This is a genomic window from Nocardia sp. NPDC046763 (assembly GCF_040645495.1).
Taxonomy (GTDB): Bacteria; Actinomycetota; Actinomycetes; order Mycobacteriales; family Mycobacteriaceae; genus Nocardia.
Map to the genome: position 1 here is coordinate 105697 of NZ_JBEYYI010000009.1, position 18342 is coordinate 124038.

General features: G+C 67.1%; 2 protein-coding genes. Both read right to left on the bottom strand.

Features of this window, described 5'->3' with window-relative positions; all coding sequences use genetic code 11:
- Window positions 1-325 precede the first annotated feature (325 nt).
- Window positions 326-1012, bottom strand: a complete 687-nt coding sequence (locus ABZ909_RS16935) for a DUF6875 domain-containing protein (RefSeq protein ID WP_357000132.1) — start codon at window positions 1010-1012, stop codon at window positions 326-328.
- On the bottom strand, window positions 1009-18189 hold the full coding sequence (locus ABZ909_RS16940) for an amino acid adenylation domain-containing protein (RefSeq protein ID WP_357000135.1): 17181 nt from the start codon (window positions 18187-18189) through the stop codon (window positions 1009-1011). Before ABZ909_RS16940 ends, ABZ909_RS16935 begins: the two co-directional genes overlap by 4 nt.
- Between the last annotated feature and the right edge of the window lie 153 nt (window positions 18190-18342).

Below are 18342 nucleotides of genomic sequence, written 5' to 3' on the forward strand. Positions count from 1 at the left end.
CTGCTACGGCCCGGCTCGGTAGCGTCTGGTCGATCCGGCCTGGACCAACCGCCAATCCTGTTGCCAGACAATCTATATCGATATCGAGTGTCTCACCGATCGCCGACAACAACCCACCATGACCCGATGGTCTACCTTGACTACCGCGTGTCCCGCGATACAGATCGGATTGACCACAAAGGCAAGTTCATGGTGGCCATTTGGTGGCCGCACGGCACGTTCACGGGTCCAGATCCGCCGGGTCGGCGATGGTTGCGCATTCTCCCAATTCAGTTGCAGCCATACCTTTTTCGCGGCATAGAAGATGGCTGACCGAAAGGTAGCGTCACCGGCCATCAGGGCCGAGGTCGGTCGGGGCGTCGGGTGTCACGACGAGTCTGTCGGACATGGCGGTGGCGATGAATTTGGGGATGGCGGGGGCGAAGATCTTGAGGTAGAAGTGCATCCATTCGTGGCGGGCGTTGAGGAATGGGAAATCGGTGGGGGCCATGTAGCGGATGGCGAGCATTGGCAGGGGTGCGTCGAGTGCACGGAAGGCCGGGTTGTGCAGCCCGGGAACGGTGCAGCCCGGGTAGAACTGGCCGAGCATCAGGCCCTGTTCGACAAATTTGGTTTTCTGGTCGTGTTGAACGGTGTCGATGTCGGCGTATTCGGTGAGGTCTGGGAAGACCGCGATGACGGCTTTGAGTTTGGAATCGGGCTCGTCCCGGGGTGGCAGGCTGGGAAACAGATCGTAGAGGTCGGCGACTATTGCGCTGATGCGCTGGCGGTCGATATCACGACCCGTGATGAATGCGGCCCACAGGGATCGCAGTGCGATGGCGTGGCTGGTGTAGGGGCAGACATGGCCGGGCCGGCCGAGGTCGGGATGGGATTGGCACAGGTATCCGACCATCCACCGGCGCAGTTCGGCGACATGAGGGTGCACGCCGTTACCGGCTGCCCGATCGGGGTCGAACAGGTTGACTGGCTCGACGCCGGAACGTGTTCCGACGATTCGGTCGGTGTTCATGATCGGCTTGTCCTTGCTGGGGTTTCTGACTCCGTGTGGGCGATGTGGATGGACCGGAAGTGCTCGGTGAGGACGAAACCGATGGCGCGGAGCGAATCCTGACCGGTCATTCGTTCGTGTTGAACGGGAATCCGGTGCTCGGTGATACGCCCGGCGACGTGGTCGTTCCAGGCACGAACAGGAGAAGACCCGTCGACGTGGTGGTCGACGGCGCTGAAGTAGATCAGATCACCGTCGAACAATCCCGGCCGATGGTTCCAGGTGAGGTCGATGAGCCGGGCGTAGTCGCGTTGCAAGCTCACGAGATGCTCCGAGGTGACCTCGGTGAAGAGGCCGCCTTGCCGGTGCAGCAACTCGGTTGCGGCCTCGACGGTCAGCTCGGTGTGGCCGTCCGGAACCGCGAAACCGCCGAACTCGGCGAGCATCGTCGCCACCGAGGGGGTGGGGGCCCGGAAGCTGTCGGCAGTGACGACGCGGGTGTCCATCATGGCCAGGGTGGCCACGGAGTCGCCGTCGCGGCGGAGTTGGACCGCAATCGCGTGCGCGATGGTGCCGCCGAGCGAGTAGCCGAGCAAATGGTAGGGACCGTGCGGTTGGACGGACCGGATCTCCTGCACATAGCGGGCGGCGAGTTCATCGAGGGTGTCGAACCGCACGGTGGGGTCGGACAGCGCCGGAGATTGCAGCCCTCGGACGGGACGGTCGGGATCGAGGTACTGCACGAGTCCGCTGAAACCCCAAGCCAATCCGATCGCCGGGTGAATACAGAACAGCGGCGGGTCGGTTCCGGCAGCCCGCAGGGGCAGCATGACGGCGAGCGCCCCGTCGAGACCCTGTCCGTCGACGTCCCGCCCTGCGAGACCGTCGCGACGGCTCTCGATGCGGCGGGCCAGCGCCTGCGGCGTCGGATCGGTGAAGAGCCACTGCAGCGGCACGGTGACACCGGTGGACTCCGCGAGCCGCGCCACCAATTGGGTGGCGGCCAGCGAGTTACCGCCGACAGCGAAGAAGCCGTCGTCGACTCCGATTCGTTCGATGCCGAGGGTGTCGGTGAAGGCAGCGCAGACGGTCGCCTCGAGCGGGGTGGATGGCGCCCGGAACCGAGACCGACCGCGCAGGTCGGGTACGGGCAGGGCGTTGCGATCGAGCTTGCCGGTGGTCGTGAGCGGTATCCGGTCGAGCGTCACGATGGTGGTGGGGATCATGTGGGTGGGCAATCGGGTAGCGAGGTGCCTGGTCAGCGCTGCGGCATCCGGTGTGGTGTGCGGGGCGGGCACCACATGGCCCGTGAGCTGGTCGACACCGTCGAGCCGGGTGTGGACCACGACGGCGGCACGGGAGACGGCGGGGTGGCTGCACAACGCGGTTTCGATCTCGCCGGGTTCGATGCGATGGCCGTTGACCTTGAGCTGCAGATCGCTGCGGCCCAGGTATTCGAGCCTCCCGTCACCGGTCCAGGTGACCAGATCGCCGGTGCGATACATGCGGGTCCCGGCCGGCCCGTACGGGTCGGGGATGAATCGTGCTGCCGTGAGTGCGGGTTGCCCGTGGTAGCCGCGGGCGACGCCCGGTCCGGACAGATACAGTTCGCCGGCCACTCCGGGCGGGACCGGGCGCAGTCTGCCGTCGAGCACTACGGCGGAGAACCCACGGGCAGGGCCGCCGATCAGCGGCGGACTCTCCGTGATCGCGGTCAGGGGGACGTCGGCGCAGCTCAGGATGGTGGTCTCGGTAGCCCCGTACGTGTTGATCAGGGTGCGGCCCGGCGCCCATCGGTTCGCCAGATCCAGTGGGCAGGTCTCGCCACCGAGGATCAGGGTGTGCAGGGTATCGAGTTCGCCGGGGGGTAGGGATTCGAGCACGGTCGGGGTGAATGCCGCATGGGTGGCGTGTGCGGCGGTGATCCGCTCGGCCAGTTCGGCGCCGGCGACCACTCGCTCCGGTGCGAGCACCAGGGTGGCTCCGGCGGCGGCGGCGCTGAACCATTCGAGGATCGACACGTCGAAGCTCGGCGAGGCCGCAGCCAGCATTCGAGAGGACGAGGTGAGGCCGAACCGCTCCCGCGCTTCGGCGGCCAGATTCGCGATCCCGGTTTGGGTGACCACTACTCCCTTGGGGGTCCCGGTGGAGCCCGAGGTGTAGATCAGGTACGCCGGATGCTCCGGCAGTAGTGTGGCCGTGCGCTCGCTGTCGTCGATCGCGGTGACGCGCGCCGACACTGCCTTCGCGGCGAATTCGGGACTGTCGAGGCTGAGCCACGGTGTGGCCTGCGGCAGCCGGTGTCGATAGGTCTCGGCGGTCAGCCCGGCGGTGGCACCGGCATCGGCGAGAATGCCGCTGATCCGGTCTTCGGGCTGGGTGGGGTCGATCTGAACGAACGCGGCGCCGGTCTTGGCGACCGCCCACACGCCGATCACGGCGTCGACGGAGCGCGGAAACGCCACGGCCACAAAGGATTCCGGTCCTGCTCCGGCCTCGATCAGTATCCGCGCCCATCGGTTCGAGGTTTCGTCGAGTTCGCGGTAGGACAACCTTTCGCCCTCCCAGACCACCGCGTCCACGTCGGACCTCGCTGCGGCCGCCAGCACCTGCGGCAACGTCGATGTCGCCACGCTGGGATCACCGCGAACGGGTACCAAGGTGGCCAGTTCATCCGGCGACAGCAGTTGGACTCGCAGGAGTGAGAGATCGATGTCGTCGGTGATGGCGTCGAGCACGCGTCGGACACGGCCGGCGAGGGCGTCGATCTGGTGCTGTGTGAACAGTTCGGGCAGGTATTTGAAGGTCAGCTCCAGCCGGGTATCGAGATGGACGATCAGGCCGAGCGGGTAGTGCGCGGCGTCTCGTCCCTGCACGTCGAGAACGTGCATCCCGGCGATGTCGGTGTCTTCGGACAACCCGGCCGCGTCGACCGGGTAGGACTCGAAGACGGTCACGGTGTCGAACATCGCGCCGGACCCGGCCGTCTGCTGGATCCGGGCGAGCCCGAGGTCGTTGTGGTCGAGCAGCGCAGTTTGTTCGGCCTGGATTCGCCGGAGTAGCTGAGCGAGACTTTCGCCGTAGTCGAGCCGGACCCGGACCGGCACGGTGTTCACGAACAGGCCGATCATCGATTCGATGCCGGGGAGCTGCGGGGGGCGTCCGGAGACGGTGGTGCCGAAGACGACGTCTTCGCGCGCGGTCGCGCTTGCGAGCACGATCGCCCAGGCGGCTTGGACGACGGTGTTGAGGGTGCTCTCCTGCTGATGGGCCACCGCGACCAGGGCCGCGGTGCGGTGTTCGCTCAGTTGTACCCGGACCTCGCGTGCGGCGGCGGCGTGCCGGCGGCCGCGGTCCGCGCGCGCCAGCAGAGTCGGCTCGGTGACGCCCTCGAGGGTCCGGGCCCACGCCGTTTCCGCCGCCCGCTGATCCTGGGTTTTCAGCCACACCAGGTAGTCGCGGTAGGGGCGCGCCGGGGGCAGGGCACCGGGGTCGCTGTCGCCGGCGTAGAGGATCAGCAGTTCCCGGATCAGCAGTGGGGTGGACCAGCCGTCGATCAGAATGTGATGCATGCTCAGCAGCAGCGTGTGTCGCTGCGGGGAGGTGCTGATCAGTGTCAGTCGCAGCAGCGGCGCCGCGGTCATGTCGAAGTGCCGGTCGGCGTCCATGAGCTGATCGAGCGCGGCCGCGGTGTCGGCGTATTCCGCGAGGTCGATCCGGGTGAACGGCACGTCGACACGGCGGTGTACGACCTGGACCGGCTCGCCGGGACCGTCGTGAACGAATGCGGTCCGCAGGTTCGGGTGCCGTCCGATGAGGGTCTGTACGGCGCGGCGTAACCGATCCGCGTCGACGCGCCCACCGAGTTCCATCCGGAGTTGCACGATGTAGTCGTCGCGGGCGCCGTCGGCGAGCTGGGCGTGGAACAGCAGCCCCGCCTGGAGCGGCGTGAGCGACCAGATATCGTCCAGCTCCGGGTACCGGGCCTCGAGCCGGTCGATCGCGGCCTGGTCGAGGTCGACGAGGCCGACGTCGGAGGGCGTCAGCCCGCCCGCGCCGGGCCGGGAGGCGTGGGCGGCGAGAGCCGTCACCGCGTCGCGCCACAGTTCCGCGAGTTCGGTGACCTCGGCCGCGGTGATCAGGTCGACCGGGTAGTCCCAGGACGCGGTCAGGGCAGGTCCGCCCGGCGTGTCCTCGGTTGCCGCGTTGATGCCGAGCAGGGCTGCCACGGATGCTTCGGGGGGCTGGGCGCCGCCGGCGGTATCGGCCCCGGCGGGCATCCACCCGGTCTCGCGCAATGCGTCGGGAATCGTGTCGAATCGGCCGAGATAGTTGAAACTCACCTGAGGGTCGGGCAGCGCACCCAGGATGCGGGCGGTATCGGTGTCGAGGTAGCGCAGCAGGCCATAGCCGATCCCGTGGCCGGGGACCCGCCGGAGTTGTTCCTTGACCGATTTGACGACCGCCCCCGCGGCAGCGCCGGCGCCGAACGCGTCATCGATGTCGATATCGGACAGGTCGAGCCGCACCGGGTAGGTGGTGGTGAACCATCCGACCGTGCGGGTGAGGTCGGCGCCCGGAAGGACCGTGTCGTCGCGCCCGTGGCTTTCGAGCGTGAGCAGCGTGTCGGTGATGTTGTCGCCATGGCGGCGCCGCCACCGGGTCAGCGCCAGTGCGAGCCCGGCGATGAGGGCATCGTCCACATTGCCGCGGAACGCCTGGGGCAGGGTGGTGAGTACCGCGCGGGTCACCGCGGTGGGCAGCGTGACCCGAACAGTGGCGACGGTGGCCTGCAGGTCCACGACCGGGTCGAGAGGGCGCGTCCCGATCGGCGGATCCGCGGCGGCGAGGGTGGAACGCCACCAGTCGAGTTCGTCGAGGTTCGCGGCAGCGGTGTCGAGAGCGTGCGCCCAGCGTCGCATCGACGTACCGACGGGCATCAGCTGCGGCCGTTGCCCGGCACTCACCTGGGCTCCTGCGACAGCAAGGTCGGGAACGAGGATCCGCCACGACACTCCGTCCACCACCAGGTGGTGTGCGACGACCAGAAGCCGGCCCGGTCCGTCGGCGTAGTCGAACCAGACCAACTGCAGCACGATTCCCGCGGCGGGGTCGAGGCGCTCGGCGGCCGCGCGTGCCTCCCTATCGGCGATCGCGGCGAACGCGCTGCTGTCCGGTGCCACATCCACCGGCACGTGCCGGATCAGTCCGGCGGCGGACATCCCGGTCGGCTGCACGTGCATTGCCCAGCCCGATGGGTGTGCGGGGTCGGGCCGGAGCCGGGCCCGCAGCATGTCGTGATGATCGATCACCGCTTGCACGGTCGCCGCGATGGCGGTCTGCTCGATGCCGGTCGGCAGCGTGAGCATCACCCACTGGCAGAAGCGGTCGAATTCGCCACGCTCGAACATCCAGCACATGATCGGCGTCAACGGCATCGGCCCCACACCCCCGCCGGGCAGTTCAGCCGGAAGGGCGGCCGCCGCGGCGCTGTCGCGGACGGCGATCTGGGCAAGTCCGGCAACCGTTCTGCGTTCGAACACCTCACGCACGGACAGCACCAGCCCCGCCGCCTTGGCCCGCGTCACCAACTGGATCGACATGATGCTGTCTCCGCCCAGGGCGAAGAACGAGTCGTCGAGCCCGACCGTGTCGATGCCCAATACCTCGGCGAACAGTCCCGCGAGCGTCGTCTCCGTCTCGGTGACCGGCGCCCGGAATTCGGTTCGGCCCGTGCTGAAGTCGGGCTCGGGCAGCGCGAGGCGGTCGATCTTGCCCGTTTCCGTCATCGGCAGCGTGTCGAGCACCATCACGGTCGCCGGCACCATGTGCGGGGCCAGTCGTTGCTCGGCGAACGCGAGGACCGCGACGGGGTCCAGGTCGGTGCCGGGCTCCGGCACGACGTACCCGATCAACCGATCGCCGGTGGTGGAGCCGCGGTGCACGGCCGCCACCGAATGAGCCACTCCCGGGCAGGCCAGCAGACCCGATTCGACCTCGCCGAGCTCGATGCGGAAGCCACGAATCTTGACCTGGAAGTCCGTCCGGCCGACATAGTCGAGGGTCAGACCTCCCTCCGGTAGCCGCAGCCACCGCACCAGGTCTCCGGTTCGATACATGCGCTGCCCGCGGTCCGCGAACGGATCGGCGACGAACCGCGACGCTGTGAGACCCGTCCGGTTGCGGTAGCCGCGAGCCAGTCCCGGACCGGTGAGGTACAGCTCTCCGACGACGCCGAGCGGCACCGGACGCAACCACGCGTCGAGCACGACCTCACCGACGCCGCGGATCGGTCCGCCGATCGTCGCGGTCTCGCCCGGCACCATAGGCGCACCGGCATCGGTCTGGATCGTGGCCTCCGCCGGACCGTAGGTGTTGAACAGTTTCCGGCCCGGCGCCCACCGTGACACCAGTCGTGGTGGGGGCGCTTCGCCACCGATCACGACCGTCCCGAGGTTCCGCAGCCCGGCCGGGTCGACCGTACCCAGGGCCGTGGGAGTCAGCGCCGCATGGGTCACCGAGTTGTGCGAAATGATCTGCGCCAGTTCGATTCCGCCGAAGACGGTCGGCGGCGCGATCACCAGCCGCCCGCCGGACGCGAACGCCCAGAGCAGTTCCAGGACCGCCGCGTCGAAACCGGGAGACGCGGCATGCAGCACCCGTGCGGCCGGCCCGAGGTCGAACCGCGTGCACTGCTCGGCCACCAGGTTCGCCAACCCCCGGTGCGAGACCACAACGCCCTTCGGCACACCCGTCGAGCCGGACGTGTAGATCACGTACGCGGCCTGATCGACCCGGACCAGCCGAATTCGCTCGGCATCGGTCACCGGCACAGCCGGCGACTCCGCCGCCTCCGCTTCGACCGCCGGATCGTCGAGGACCAGCCACCGCACCGATCCGGGCAGTCGATTCCTCCACTCCGACAGCGTGATTCCTGTCGCGACGCCCGAATCGCTGAGCATGTGGTGGATCCGGCTCCCCGGATTGCGCGGATCCACCGGGACGAATGCCGCCCCCGACTTCGCCACCGCCCACACTGCGAGCACCGACTCGTAGGAGCGCGGCAACGCGACCGCGACATTCGTCTCCGGTCCGGCACCTCGACCGATCAGCAAGCGCGCCAACCGATTCGACTCGGCATCCAGCTCGCCGTAGGTCCAGTGCCGGTCCCCGCACACCACCGCCACCGCCTCCGGATTCCGCGCCACCGTCGCCGCGAACAGCTCCGGCAGCACCCGCTCCGGCATCGCGGGATCGCCTGATACCGGCGCCAATTCGCGGTATTCCTGTGGCGAGAGCAGATTCATCCGGGCCAGCGGCAGATCCGGGTCGGCGGCAATGTCGCCGAGCACGTCCAGGATCCGCCGCAGGGTGGCAGCGATGGTGTCGTGGTCGAAGAGCTCGGGCAGGTACTTGATCTCGAGGTGCAGTCTCGAGTCGATCCGACCGACCACGCCCAGCGGATAGTGCGCGGCGTCGGCGCCGGTCACGTCGACCAGCCGCATGCCGGCGATGTCGGTGTCCGCGGTCAATCCGTGGCGGTCGACCGGGAAGGACTCGAACACCGTCATTGTGTCGAATACCGCCCCCGGCCCGGCCGCCCGCTCGATGTCGGCCAGACCGATGAACTGGTGATCGAGCAGCGCGGCCTGCTCGGCCTGAATGCGGTCGAGCAATTGCCCGAGGGTCTCGGTGGCGTCGAGTCGGACGCGCACCGGGACCGTGTTGATGAACAGCCCGATCATCGATTCGATACCCGCGATCTGCGGGGTCCGTCCGGAGACCACGGCCCCGAACGTCACATCGTTCCGGGATGTCAACGCGCTCAGCACGATCGCCCAGGCCGCTTGGATCATGGTGTTGAGCGTGATTCCGCGGGACCGTGCGCGGCCCGTGAGCGCCGCGGTCTGCGCCTCGGTGAGTTCGCCGAGAACCTCACGGGATTCGGTGTAGCGACGGCGGGGATCGGTCGCCGCCATCAGGGTCGGCTCGTCGGCGCCGTCGAACGCACGGGCCCAGGCGTCGAGTGACGCGGCCGGGTCCTGCCGGACGATCCAGGTCAGGAAGTCCCGGTAGGGGCGCACCTGCGGCAGCAGCGTGGCGTCGCAGTCGGTGGCGTAGAGCACCAGCAGTTCCTGCAGGAGCAGCGGCGTCGACCAGCCGTCGAGCAGCAGGTGATGATTGGTCAGCATCAGCCGGTACTGCTCCGGCCCGGTGGTGACCAGCATCCAGCGAAGCAGCGGGGCACGAGCCGGGTCGAACCGGGTGGCGCGGTCCGCGGCCATGAGCAGCGTCCACTCGCGTTCGCGTGCACCGTCATCCAGCCCGGACAGGTCCAGCTCCGTCCATGGCGCCTCGGCGTCGTCGTCGACCACCTGCACCGGCCCGGCGCCGCTGTCGGTGACGAATGCGGTGCGCAGATTCGCATGCCGGTCGAGCAGCACGTGCACGGCTCGGCGCAGCCGCCCTGGGTCGACCCGGCCGCGCAGCTCGAGAACCAGCTGCGTGATGTAGGCGTCCACCGACTGCTCGGACACCAGCGCATGGAACAGCAGCCCCTGTTGCAGTGGGGCCAAGGGCCAGACGTCGCTCGAGCCCGGATACCGGTCCTCGAGTCGCTCGATGTCGGATTGTCCGAGCCCGGACAGCGTCAGATCCGACGGCGTTCGCCCCCCGCTCCCGGCACGGCGAACATGCGTCGCCAACGCGGTCAGTACCGAACGCCACGACTCCGCCACCTCGCGCACCGCATCGGCGGTGAGCACCCCCGTGGGATACGACCAGATCGCTTGCAGCCGTGGCCCGTTCGCGTCGTCCACGACGAGGGCATTGATGTCGAGCACCGCGGGCACCGGCATATCCGGCTGCTGTGCGCCGGCGAGCTCTGCCGCACCCGACGCATCCCCGACATCCACCGGCACCCATCCGGCTGCCGGAATCGCTTCGGCGCCAAGGTAGTTGAACGCGATCTGCGGCGGCGCAGTGGCGAGGATCGGTCCGGCGTCCCCGTCGAGATACCGCAGCAGGCCGTAGCCGATCCCGTGGTCCGGGATGGCGCGGAGCTGTTCCTTGACGGACTTGACCGCCGCCCCCAGCGCCGGCCCGCCCGCGCACGCGTCGTCGAGATCGATGCCCGAAAGATCCAGGCGCATCGGGAAACTCGTGGCGAACCAGCCGACCGTGCGCGTCGGATCCGAGCCCGGGACAACGCCGTCCGCGCGGCCGTCCCCTTCGAGACGGATCGTCATGTCCGCGGATGGGCCCGCGGCAGCCGCTGTCTCGTGCTCGCGCCGCCACCTCGCGATCGCCACCGCCAAGGCGGCCAGCAGCCCGTCGTCCACACTGCCGTGGAAAGCCGCGGGCACCCTGGTCAGCAGTGCCTCGGTCACTTCGGGGTCGACCTCGACCCGGACCGTGCGGGCGGTCGCGACCACATCGATCGCGGGGTCGAGGGGCCGTGATCCGATCATCGGATCGTCCCCGGCGGTCATCGTTTGCCACAGTGCGAGTTCGGCGGCGCGCTCCGGGCGTTGGGCCGCCTCGACCAGCCCGTGCGCCCAGCTGCGCATCGACGTCCCGGTCGGGGCCGGATCGGGTCGCTCGCCGGAGGAGGTCCGCGCCCAGGCGGCCATGAGATCGGGCACCAGCACCCGCCAGGAGCCGCGATCGATCGCCGAACGATGCACCACCACCAGCACCGTGCCCGGCTCCGCGGTGCTCGCCGGGTCGAACCAGACCACTTGCGTCACGATCCCGGCTCCCGGATCGAGCCGGTCCGCGGCGGCATCCAGCTCGGCTGCCGCCAACGCAAGGAACTCGACGCGCCCCGTTTCCATCGGCACCCGCACGAGAACGTCGTCGGCGCGAATCGTTCCGGCCGGCAGCACCTCCCACATCCACTGCCCGTCGGTGGCCGGGGTCAGTCGTGCACGCAACATGTCGTGCCGATCGAGTACCGCCTGCACGGCATCGGCCAGCTGCCCTCGGTCGATCCCCGCCGGCAGACGCAGCATCATCGCCTGCGAGTAGCGGCGGCACGCCGACCCCGCCCGCTCGAGCAACTCGCGCATGATCGGTGTCAGTGGTAGCGGGCCCACGCCTGCGCCGGCAGGTTCCGCCGGAAGGGATGTCGCCGCAGCGCCCTCGTGGATGGCGACCTGGGCGAGTCCGGCGACGGTTTTGCGCTCGAACACGTCGCGGGGGGAGAACACCACGCCTGCTGCTCTGGCCCGAGTCACCAGCTGGATCGACATGATGCTGTCTCCGCCGAGGGCGAAGAAGGAGTCGTCGATACCGATGGTTTCGGCACCCAGAATATCCGCGAAACACCGGGCAATAGTCTGCTCGGTCGACGTCCGGGGCGCCCGGAATGGCTTGTCTCCAGCGAACACCGGCTTCGGCAACGCCTTACGATCCAGCTTCCCCATCGGCGTCAACGGAATACGATCCAACGCCATGATCGATGCCGGAACCATATAGGACGGCAACCGATCAGCCAGATACTCGGTCAACACCGCCGAATCGATCGAACAACCCGGTGCCGCAACAACATACGAAACCAACGACTGAGCCCCGGAATCACTGCGACGACCAACGGTCACCGCATGGCCCACAGCCTCGTGAGCCGCCAGCGCCGAATCGATCTCCCCCAGCTCGATACGCAGACCCCGAATCTTCACCTGGAAATCCGAACGACCCAGGTGCTCGACCGCCCCGTCGGCCGCCCACCGAGCCACATCCCCGGTCCGATACATCCGCTCACCCGGCATCCAGGGACACGCGACGAAGCGCTCCGCGGTCGTACCTGCCCGACCGCGGTACCCACGAGCCAACAGACCACCGGCGATATACAACTCACCCGCCACACCGACCGGCACGGGCTGCAACCGCTGATCCAGAATCCATTCCGACACGCCACGAATCGGACCACCGATCGTCACCACATCACCCACCACCAACGGCGCGCTCAGTGTCGCGGCAATGGTCGTTTCGGTAGGCCCGTATTCGTTGAACATGGCGCGGCTGTCACCCCAGCGCTGAACCACTTCGGTGCCGTAGTCCTCGCCGCCGACGATCAGGTGTGTCAACTCTGGTAGGGACCAACGGGTGTGGTCGATGGTCGACAGCGTGGACGGTGTCATGAGGACATGGCTGACCCGTTCGCGGGCGATCAGGTCGGCGAGTTCGTCACCGCCGTGGATATCGCTGGGCGCGATGACCATGGTGGCGCCGGCACCCAGCGGTAACAGCAATTCCAATACCGACACGTCGAAGCTCGGTGAAGCCATATGCAGTGTACGAGAATCGGATTCGATGCTCAGGGCATCCCGGTGCTCGGCGGCGCAGTTGTACAGGCCTCGATGCGTGACCGCGACGCCCTTGGGTAGTCCGGTCGATCCGGAGGTGTAGATGACGTAGGCGATGTCGTCGATACGCAGGGGACGTATCCGTTCGCTGTCGGTGATGGGCCGATCGTCGGCTACTTCGACATTGTCGGCGCGATCGAGGTCGTCCGGTGTCAACCAGTCGATCTCGTCGGGTAACTGGGCGCGCACGGACGGCACGGTCACACCCATGACCGCCCCCGAATCGGTCATCATGTGCATGGTGCGTTCCCTGGGATGACCGGGATCGATCGGCAGGAAAGCCGCTCCCGATTTCGCAATCGCCCATACCGTCAGCACCGAGTCCGGGGAACGCGGCATCCCGATGGCGACTGTGTCCTCCGGGCCGATACCCCGCCGAATGAGCAATCGCGCCAACCGATTCGAACGCTCATCCAACTCTCGATAGCTCACCCGCCGCCCCGCGAATACGATCGCTGACGCGTCGGGATCCTGCGCAGCCGCCATGGTCAGCAGATCCGGCAGCGTCATCGGTGCCGCAGCAACAGCACCGCGGCGGGTCAGCAGATCGGCTCGTTCGGCAGGCTCGAGCACGTCGATCGCCCCGACCGGAACCGTCGGATCGGCGGCCATCGACTCCAGAATCCGGATCCACCGACGGGCAAGAGAATCGACCGTCGCGGCATCGAACAAATCCGTGGCATAGGTGACCGCGACGGTCATGTCGCCGCTGTCGTGGTCCTGCGAGAGTATGAATTGCAGGTCGAAGCGGGAAACGTTGTTGGGGAGGTCGACCACCGACAGTTCGAGATCGGGCAGTTCCAGCTTCACCGGTTCCAGGTTCTGGAATGCCAGCATCACCTGGAACAGCGGATGGCGCGCCTGGGATCGATGCGTAACCAGCTGGTCCACCAGTTGTTCGAACGGGACATCGGCATGGTCGAACGCATCCAGATCGACCCGCCGCACCCGGCCGAGCACATCGGCGAACGACTCCCCCGGATCGATCTCGGTCCGCAACACCAACGTATTGACGAACATCCCGACCATATCGTCGAGCGCCGCCGCACCACGCCCCGCGACCGGCGTACCGACCGGAATATCGGCGGACCCGCTCATCCGGGCGAGCAATACCGCCAGCGCAGTATGAATCACCATGAACAACGAAGAATTATGCTGCCGTGCAGCATCTTCCAATGCTCGAACCAACCCCGCACCCAACCGGAAAGTCGCCGTCGCGCCTCGATTCGACATCACCGCCGGACGCGGCCTGTCGAACGGCAGATCGAGCTCGTCGGGAACTCCGTCCAATGCGTCCGTCCAAAATCGAATCTGCTGGGCGCACAGCGATTCCGGTTCGTCCGGCGAGCCGAGGGTCGCTCGCTGCCACAGGGCATAGTCCGCGTACTGGACAGGCAGCGGTGTCCACGACGGGGCCGCACCGCGGATCCGGGCGGCATACGCGGTCGTCACGTCACGAGCCAGTGGCGCCATGGAGAAGCCGTCCGCGGCAATGTGATGCACCACGACGGCCAGCACGTGTTCCGATTCCTCCGTATCGGTCACGCGGAACAGCCGGGCGCGCACCGGCACCCGGGTGCTCACGTCGAAGCCTTCGGTCACGAATTCGGTTATCGCCGGGACGAGTTCGCTGAATGAGACCGTCGCCAGAGTGGGTTCGCGGTCCACGTGGTCGACGGATTCGATGACCTGGATCAGCATTCCGTCGTGATCCGGGTACCGCGTTCGCAACGATTCGTGTCTGGCCAGCACGTCGATCAGGGCCAGCCGCAGGGCATCGACGTTCAATTCGCCACGCAGCCGCAGGGCGATCGGCATGTTGTATGCCCCGGAGGCGGTGTCGTACTGGTTGAAGAACCACATTCGTTGTTGCGCCGGCGCCAACGGCACGAGATCGGGGCGCGGACCGGCGATCAATGGTGGGCGCGCTCGCCGCCCCGACAGCGCCACCTGCTCCATACGGGTGGCCAGTTCCGCGGTCGTGGCCGCATCGAACAACAGCCGCACCGGAACTTCGATATTCAGCGCGGCCCCTAGGCGCGCTGCGACTCGGGTCGCGACCAAGCTGTCTGCGCCGAGGGCGAAGAAGGAGTCGTCGATACCGATGGTGTCGAGGTGGAGCACGCCGGCGAAGGTCTCGGCGATGAGATGCTCGATCGGTGTTCTTGGTGCCCGGTACGGTTTGTTGCCGGCGAACACCGGTTCGGGCAGCGCCTTACGATCGAGTTTGCCTGTGGGCGTCAATGGGATCCGGTCCAGCGCCATGATCGAGGACGGAACCATATACGAGGGCACACGATCGGCGACATACTCCGCCAGAAGTGCGGGATCGATCGAATGCCCCGGTGCGGCAACAACATACGAGACCAGCGACTGACCCCCCGAAGCGGCGCGATGGCCGATCGTGGCGGCGTAACCGACAGCCGGGTGACCCGCGAGCACGGAATCGATCTCACCGAGCTCGATGCGAAGACCACGAATCTTGACCTGGAAATCGGACCGGCCGAGATGCTGGATCGCGCCATCGGGCGACCACCGGACCACATCACCGGTCCGATACATACGCTCGCCCGGCAACCACGGACACGCCACGAACCGCTCCGCCGTCAACCCCGCCCGGCGGTAATATCCACGAGCCAATAGGTCACCGGCGATATACAACTCACCCGCCACACCGACGGGCACAGGCTGCAATCGCTGGTCGAGGATCCATGTCGAAACGCCGCGGATCGGATGGCCGATAGTGACCAGCTCCCTTGCCGCCAGAGCGGTCAGTGTGACCGCGATCGTGGTCTCGGTGGGCCCATATTCGTTGAACAGTTCGCGATCACCACTCCACCGTTCGACCAACTCGGTGCCGATGCCTTCGCCACCGACGATCAGATGCCCCAAATCCGGTAATGGCCAACGGGTGTGGTCGATGGTCGACAGTGCCGAGGGTGAAATACACGCGTGGCTGACGTGTTCGCGGTCGAGGAGTTCGGCGAGTTCGTCGCCGCCGAAGCTGTCGCCGGGTGCGACAACCATCGTCGCGCCCGAGCACAGCGACAACAGCAGTTCCAGGACCGAGACATCGAAGCTTGGTGAAGCCAGATGCATTATGCGAGATCGGTTTCCGATGCTGATGGCATCCCGGTGCGTGATGGCGCAGTTGTTCAGTCCTCGATGGGTGACCGCGACGCCCTTGGGCAGCCCGGTCGATCCGGAGGTATAGAGGACATAGGCGATATCGTCGACACGCAACGGACGCACCCGATCACCGTCGGTGACCGGCCGATCATCGCCCTCATCGAGGTAATCCGCTGTCAGCCAATCGATCTCGTCGGGTAGCCGCGCGCGGGCGGGCGCCACGGTCAGGCCGACCGCGGCCCTCGAATCGGTCACCATATGGGCGACGCGTTCGACCGGATAGGCCGGATCGATCGGCAGGAAGGCAGCCCCCGACTTGGCAACCGCCCACACCGCCAGCACCGAATCCGCAGAACGCGGGATACCGATCGCGACAACATCCTCCGGACCGATACCCCGCTCGATCAGCTGCCGAGCCCACCGATTCGAACGCTCGTCCACCTCCCGGTAACTCAACTCCCGGCCGCCGGACACGATCGCCGCCGCATCAGGATCCACCGCAACCGCGGTAGCCAGCAGCTCGGGCAGGGTGATCGGCGCCGCCGCGGGCGCACCGTGATGCGCCAGCAGATCGGCTCGCTCCGTGGGCTCGAGCACATCGATCGCTCCGACCGGAACCGTCGGATCGGCCACCACGGACTCCAGAATCCGGATCCACCGACGTGTCAAGGCATCGATCGTCGCGGCATCGAACAGGTCCGTGACAAAGGTGACCGCGGCGGTCATGTCGCCACCGTGGTCTGCCGACAGGACGAATTGCAGGTCGGAGCAGACTATTTCGCTGGAGAGGCCGACCTCCGACAGTTCGAGGTCGAGTAGTCCCGGTTCGGCAGGTTCCGCGTTCCGGAATGCCAGCGTCACTTGACCCAAGGGGTGTCGCCACCTGGATAGCCGGTCCACCACTTGTTCGAACGGGACATCGGCATGATCGAATGCGTCCAGATCGACCTGCCGCACCCGGCCGAGCAGATCGGCGAACGACTCCCCCGGATCGATCTCGGTCCGCAGCACCAAGGTGTTTGCGAACATCCCGCTCACACCGTCGACCGCCGTGCCGACCGGAATATCGGTGCCGCCACTCATCCGCGCGAGCAACACCGCCAACGCACCATGAACCACCGTGAACAACGAGGAATCATGCCGCCGCGCACAATCCTCCAACCCGCGAACCAACCCCGCATCCAGCGGAAAATCCACAGTCGCAGCACGATTCGACATCACCGCCGACCGCGGCCTATCGAACGGCAGACGAAGCTCCTCGGGAAGATCCGCAAGGGTGTCCCGCCAGAACGCCAGGTTCTCGCGGCGGCGGCGGATCCCGGCGCTTTCGGCGGCGCTGCCGGGGTGGACCTGCCCGAGCTCGGTGTCCGATGCGGCGGCGGCGAATTCGTCGATGAACTCCGCGAATCCGGTGGAGTGCGCCGACAGTTCGAGGTCGGTGTAGAGGTTGGGATTGGCCAAGAACTGGAGGATCGTCCGCGGCGGATCCCCGGTCCGATACACGTCGACGAGCACATCCTCGACCGGACCGGAGCTGAGGATATGGAATTCGCCGGTCACCGACCCGAGTTGGAGCTTCTGGTCGAAGAGCATGACATTCACGACGGGGCCCGCGAAGCGGCGCGCTGCGCCACGGGTCCCGGTGGCGGCGCGAATGTCGGGGAGGCCGCACCGCTGGTGCCGCAACACGCCCACCAGATCGGACTGCACCCGCAGCGCCAGCGTCCCGACAGTGTCCCGTGGATCGAGGACGATCGGAAGCGGTGCCACGTTGACGAACACCCCCGCGGATCGCCGCAGCACGGCGGTCGTGCGACCCGACACGGGAATGTTGACCAGGACCTCGTCGCGGCCGGTCTTCCGGCCCAGGTAACAGCCGAAGGCGGCGATCACCACCGCGGCCGGGCTCGCCCCCACCACTTTCGCCGAATGTTCGATCCGCCCCATCGTCGCCGCCGACAGTTCGGTGATTGCGACAACACTGTCCGCGCACGCGGGCGCCTGCCCGGCGGCCAGGCTGGATTCCTCGCCGACGCCGGTGAGTCGGCTCACCCAATAGGCCTGGTCGTCGGTGAACCGCTTCGACTCCCGGTAGCTGCGGTCGGCCTCGTAGAGGGCGCGGATGTCCGCCGGCCGGTTGGGGTCTGCGGCGTGGCCCTGCACAGCCGCCGTATACAGCTCCGCAATCCGGTTCACGATCATCATCGCGCCGTAGCCGTCCAGTGCGACGTGATGACTCCGGCAGTACAGCAGATAATGCCTATCCCCCACCTGCACAATCGCCGTTGCGACCAACAGGTCCCGGGTCATATCCAGCGGCGCCGTGTACTCCCTGCGCATCCATTCGAAGCCGGCTGCGACGGGATCCGATGCACCACGGACATCGATCACCGGTCCCGTCATGTTCAGCGACGGGTCGTACCGCTGGTACGCCTCACCGTCGGTCTCGACCAGGCGCAGATACCCGGACTGGAACTCGTGGCCGGCTCGAATCGCCGCCTCACGCAGCAGCTCGACGTCGAGGTCGCCATGGAACTCGACATACTGCGCCTCGGAGATCGGCACATCCGGACTCAATTTCTGCGCCAGCCACAACCCCTGCTGCCCGGCAGACAGCGGTATCAACTGTGTGGATGACGCGCCCGGCTCGGCATTTCCGCTCGATCCTCGGCCAGGGTCGGGCTGCGGTCGCGGTGCAGTCATTACTTCCCTCTAACCCTGGACCGCGCTTCATTCGCGCCTTATTTACTGCAAACCCCGACCGCGGTCAGTATAAGCCGGACGATACGTTCGTGTACACCGCCGCACGCTGGGATGGTTTCCATATCCACAAAGAAGATGCGCAGTGCGCTGGCT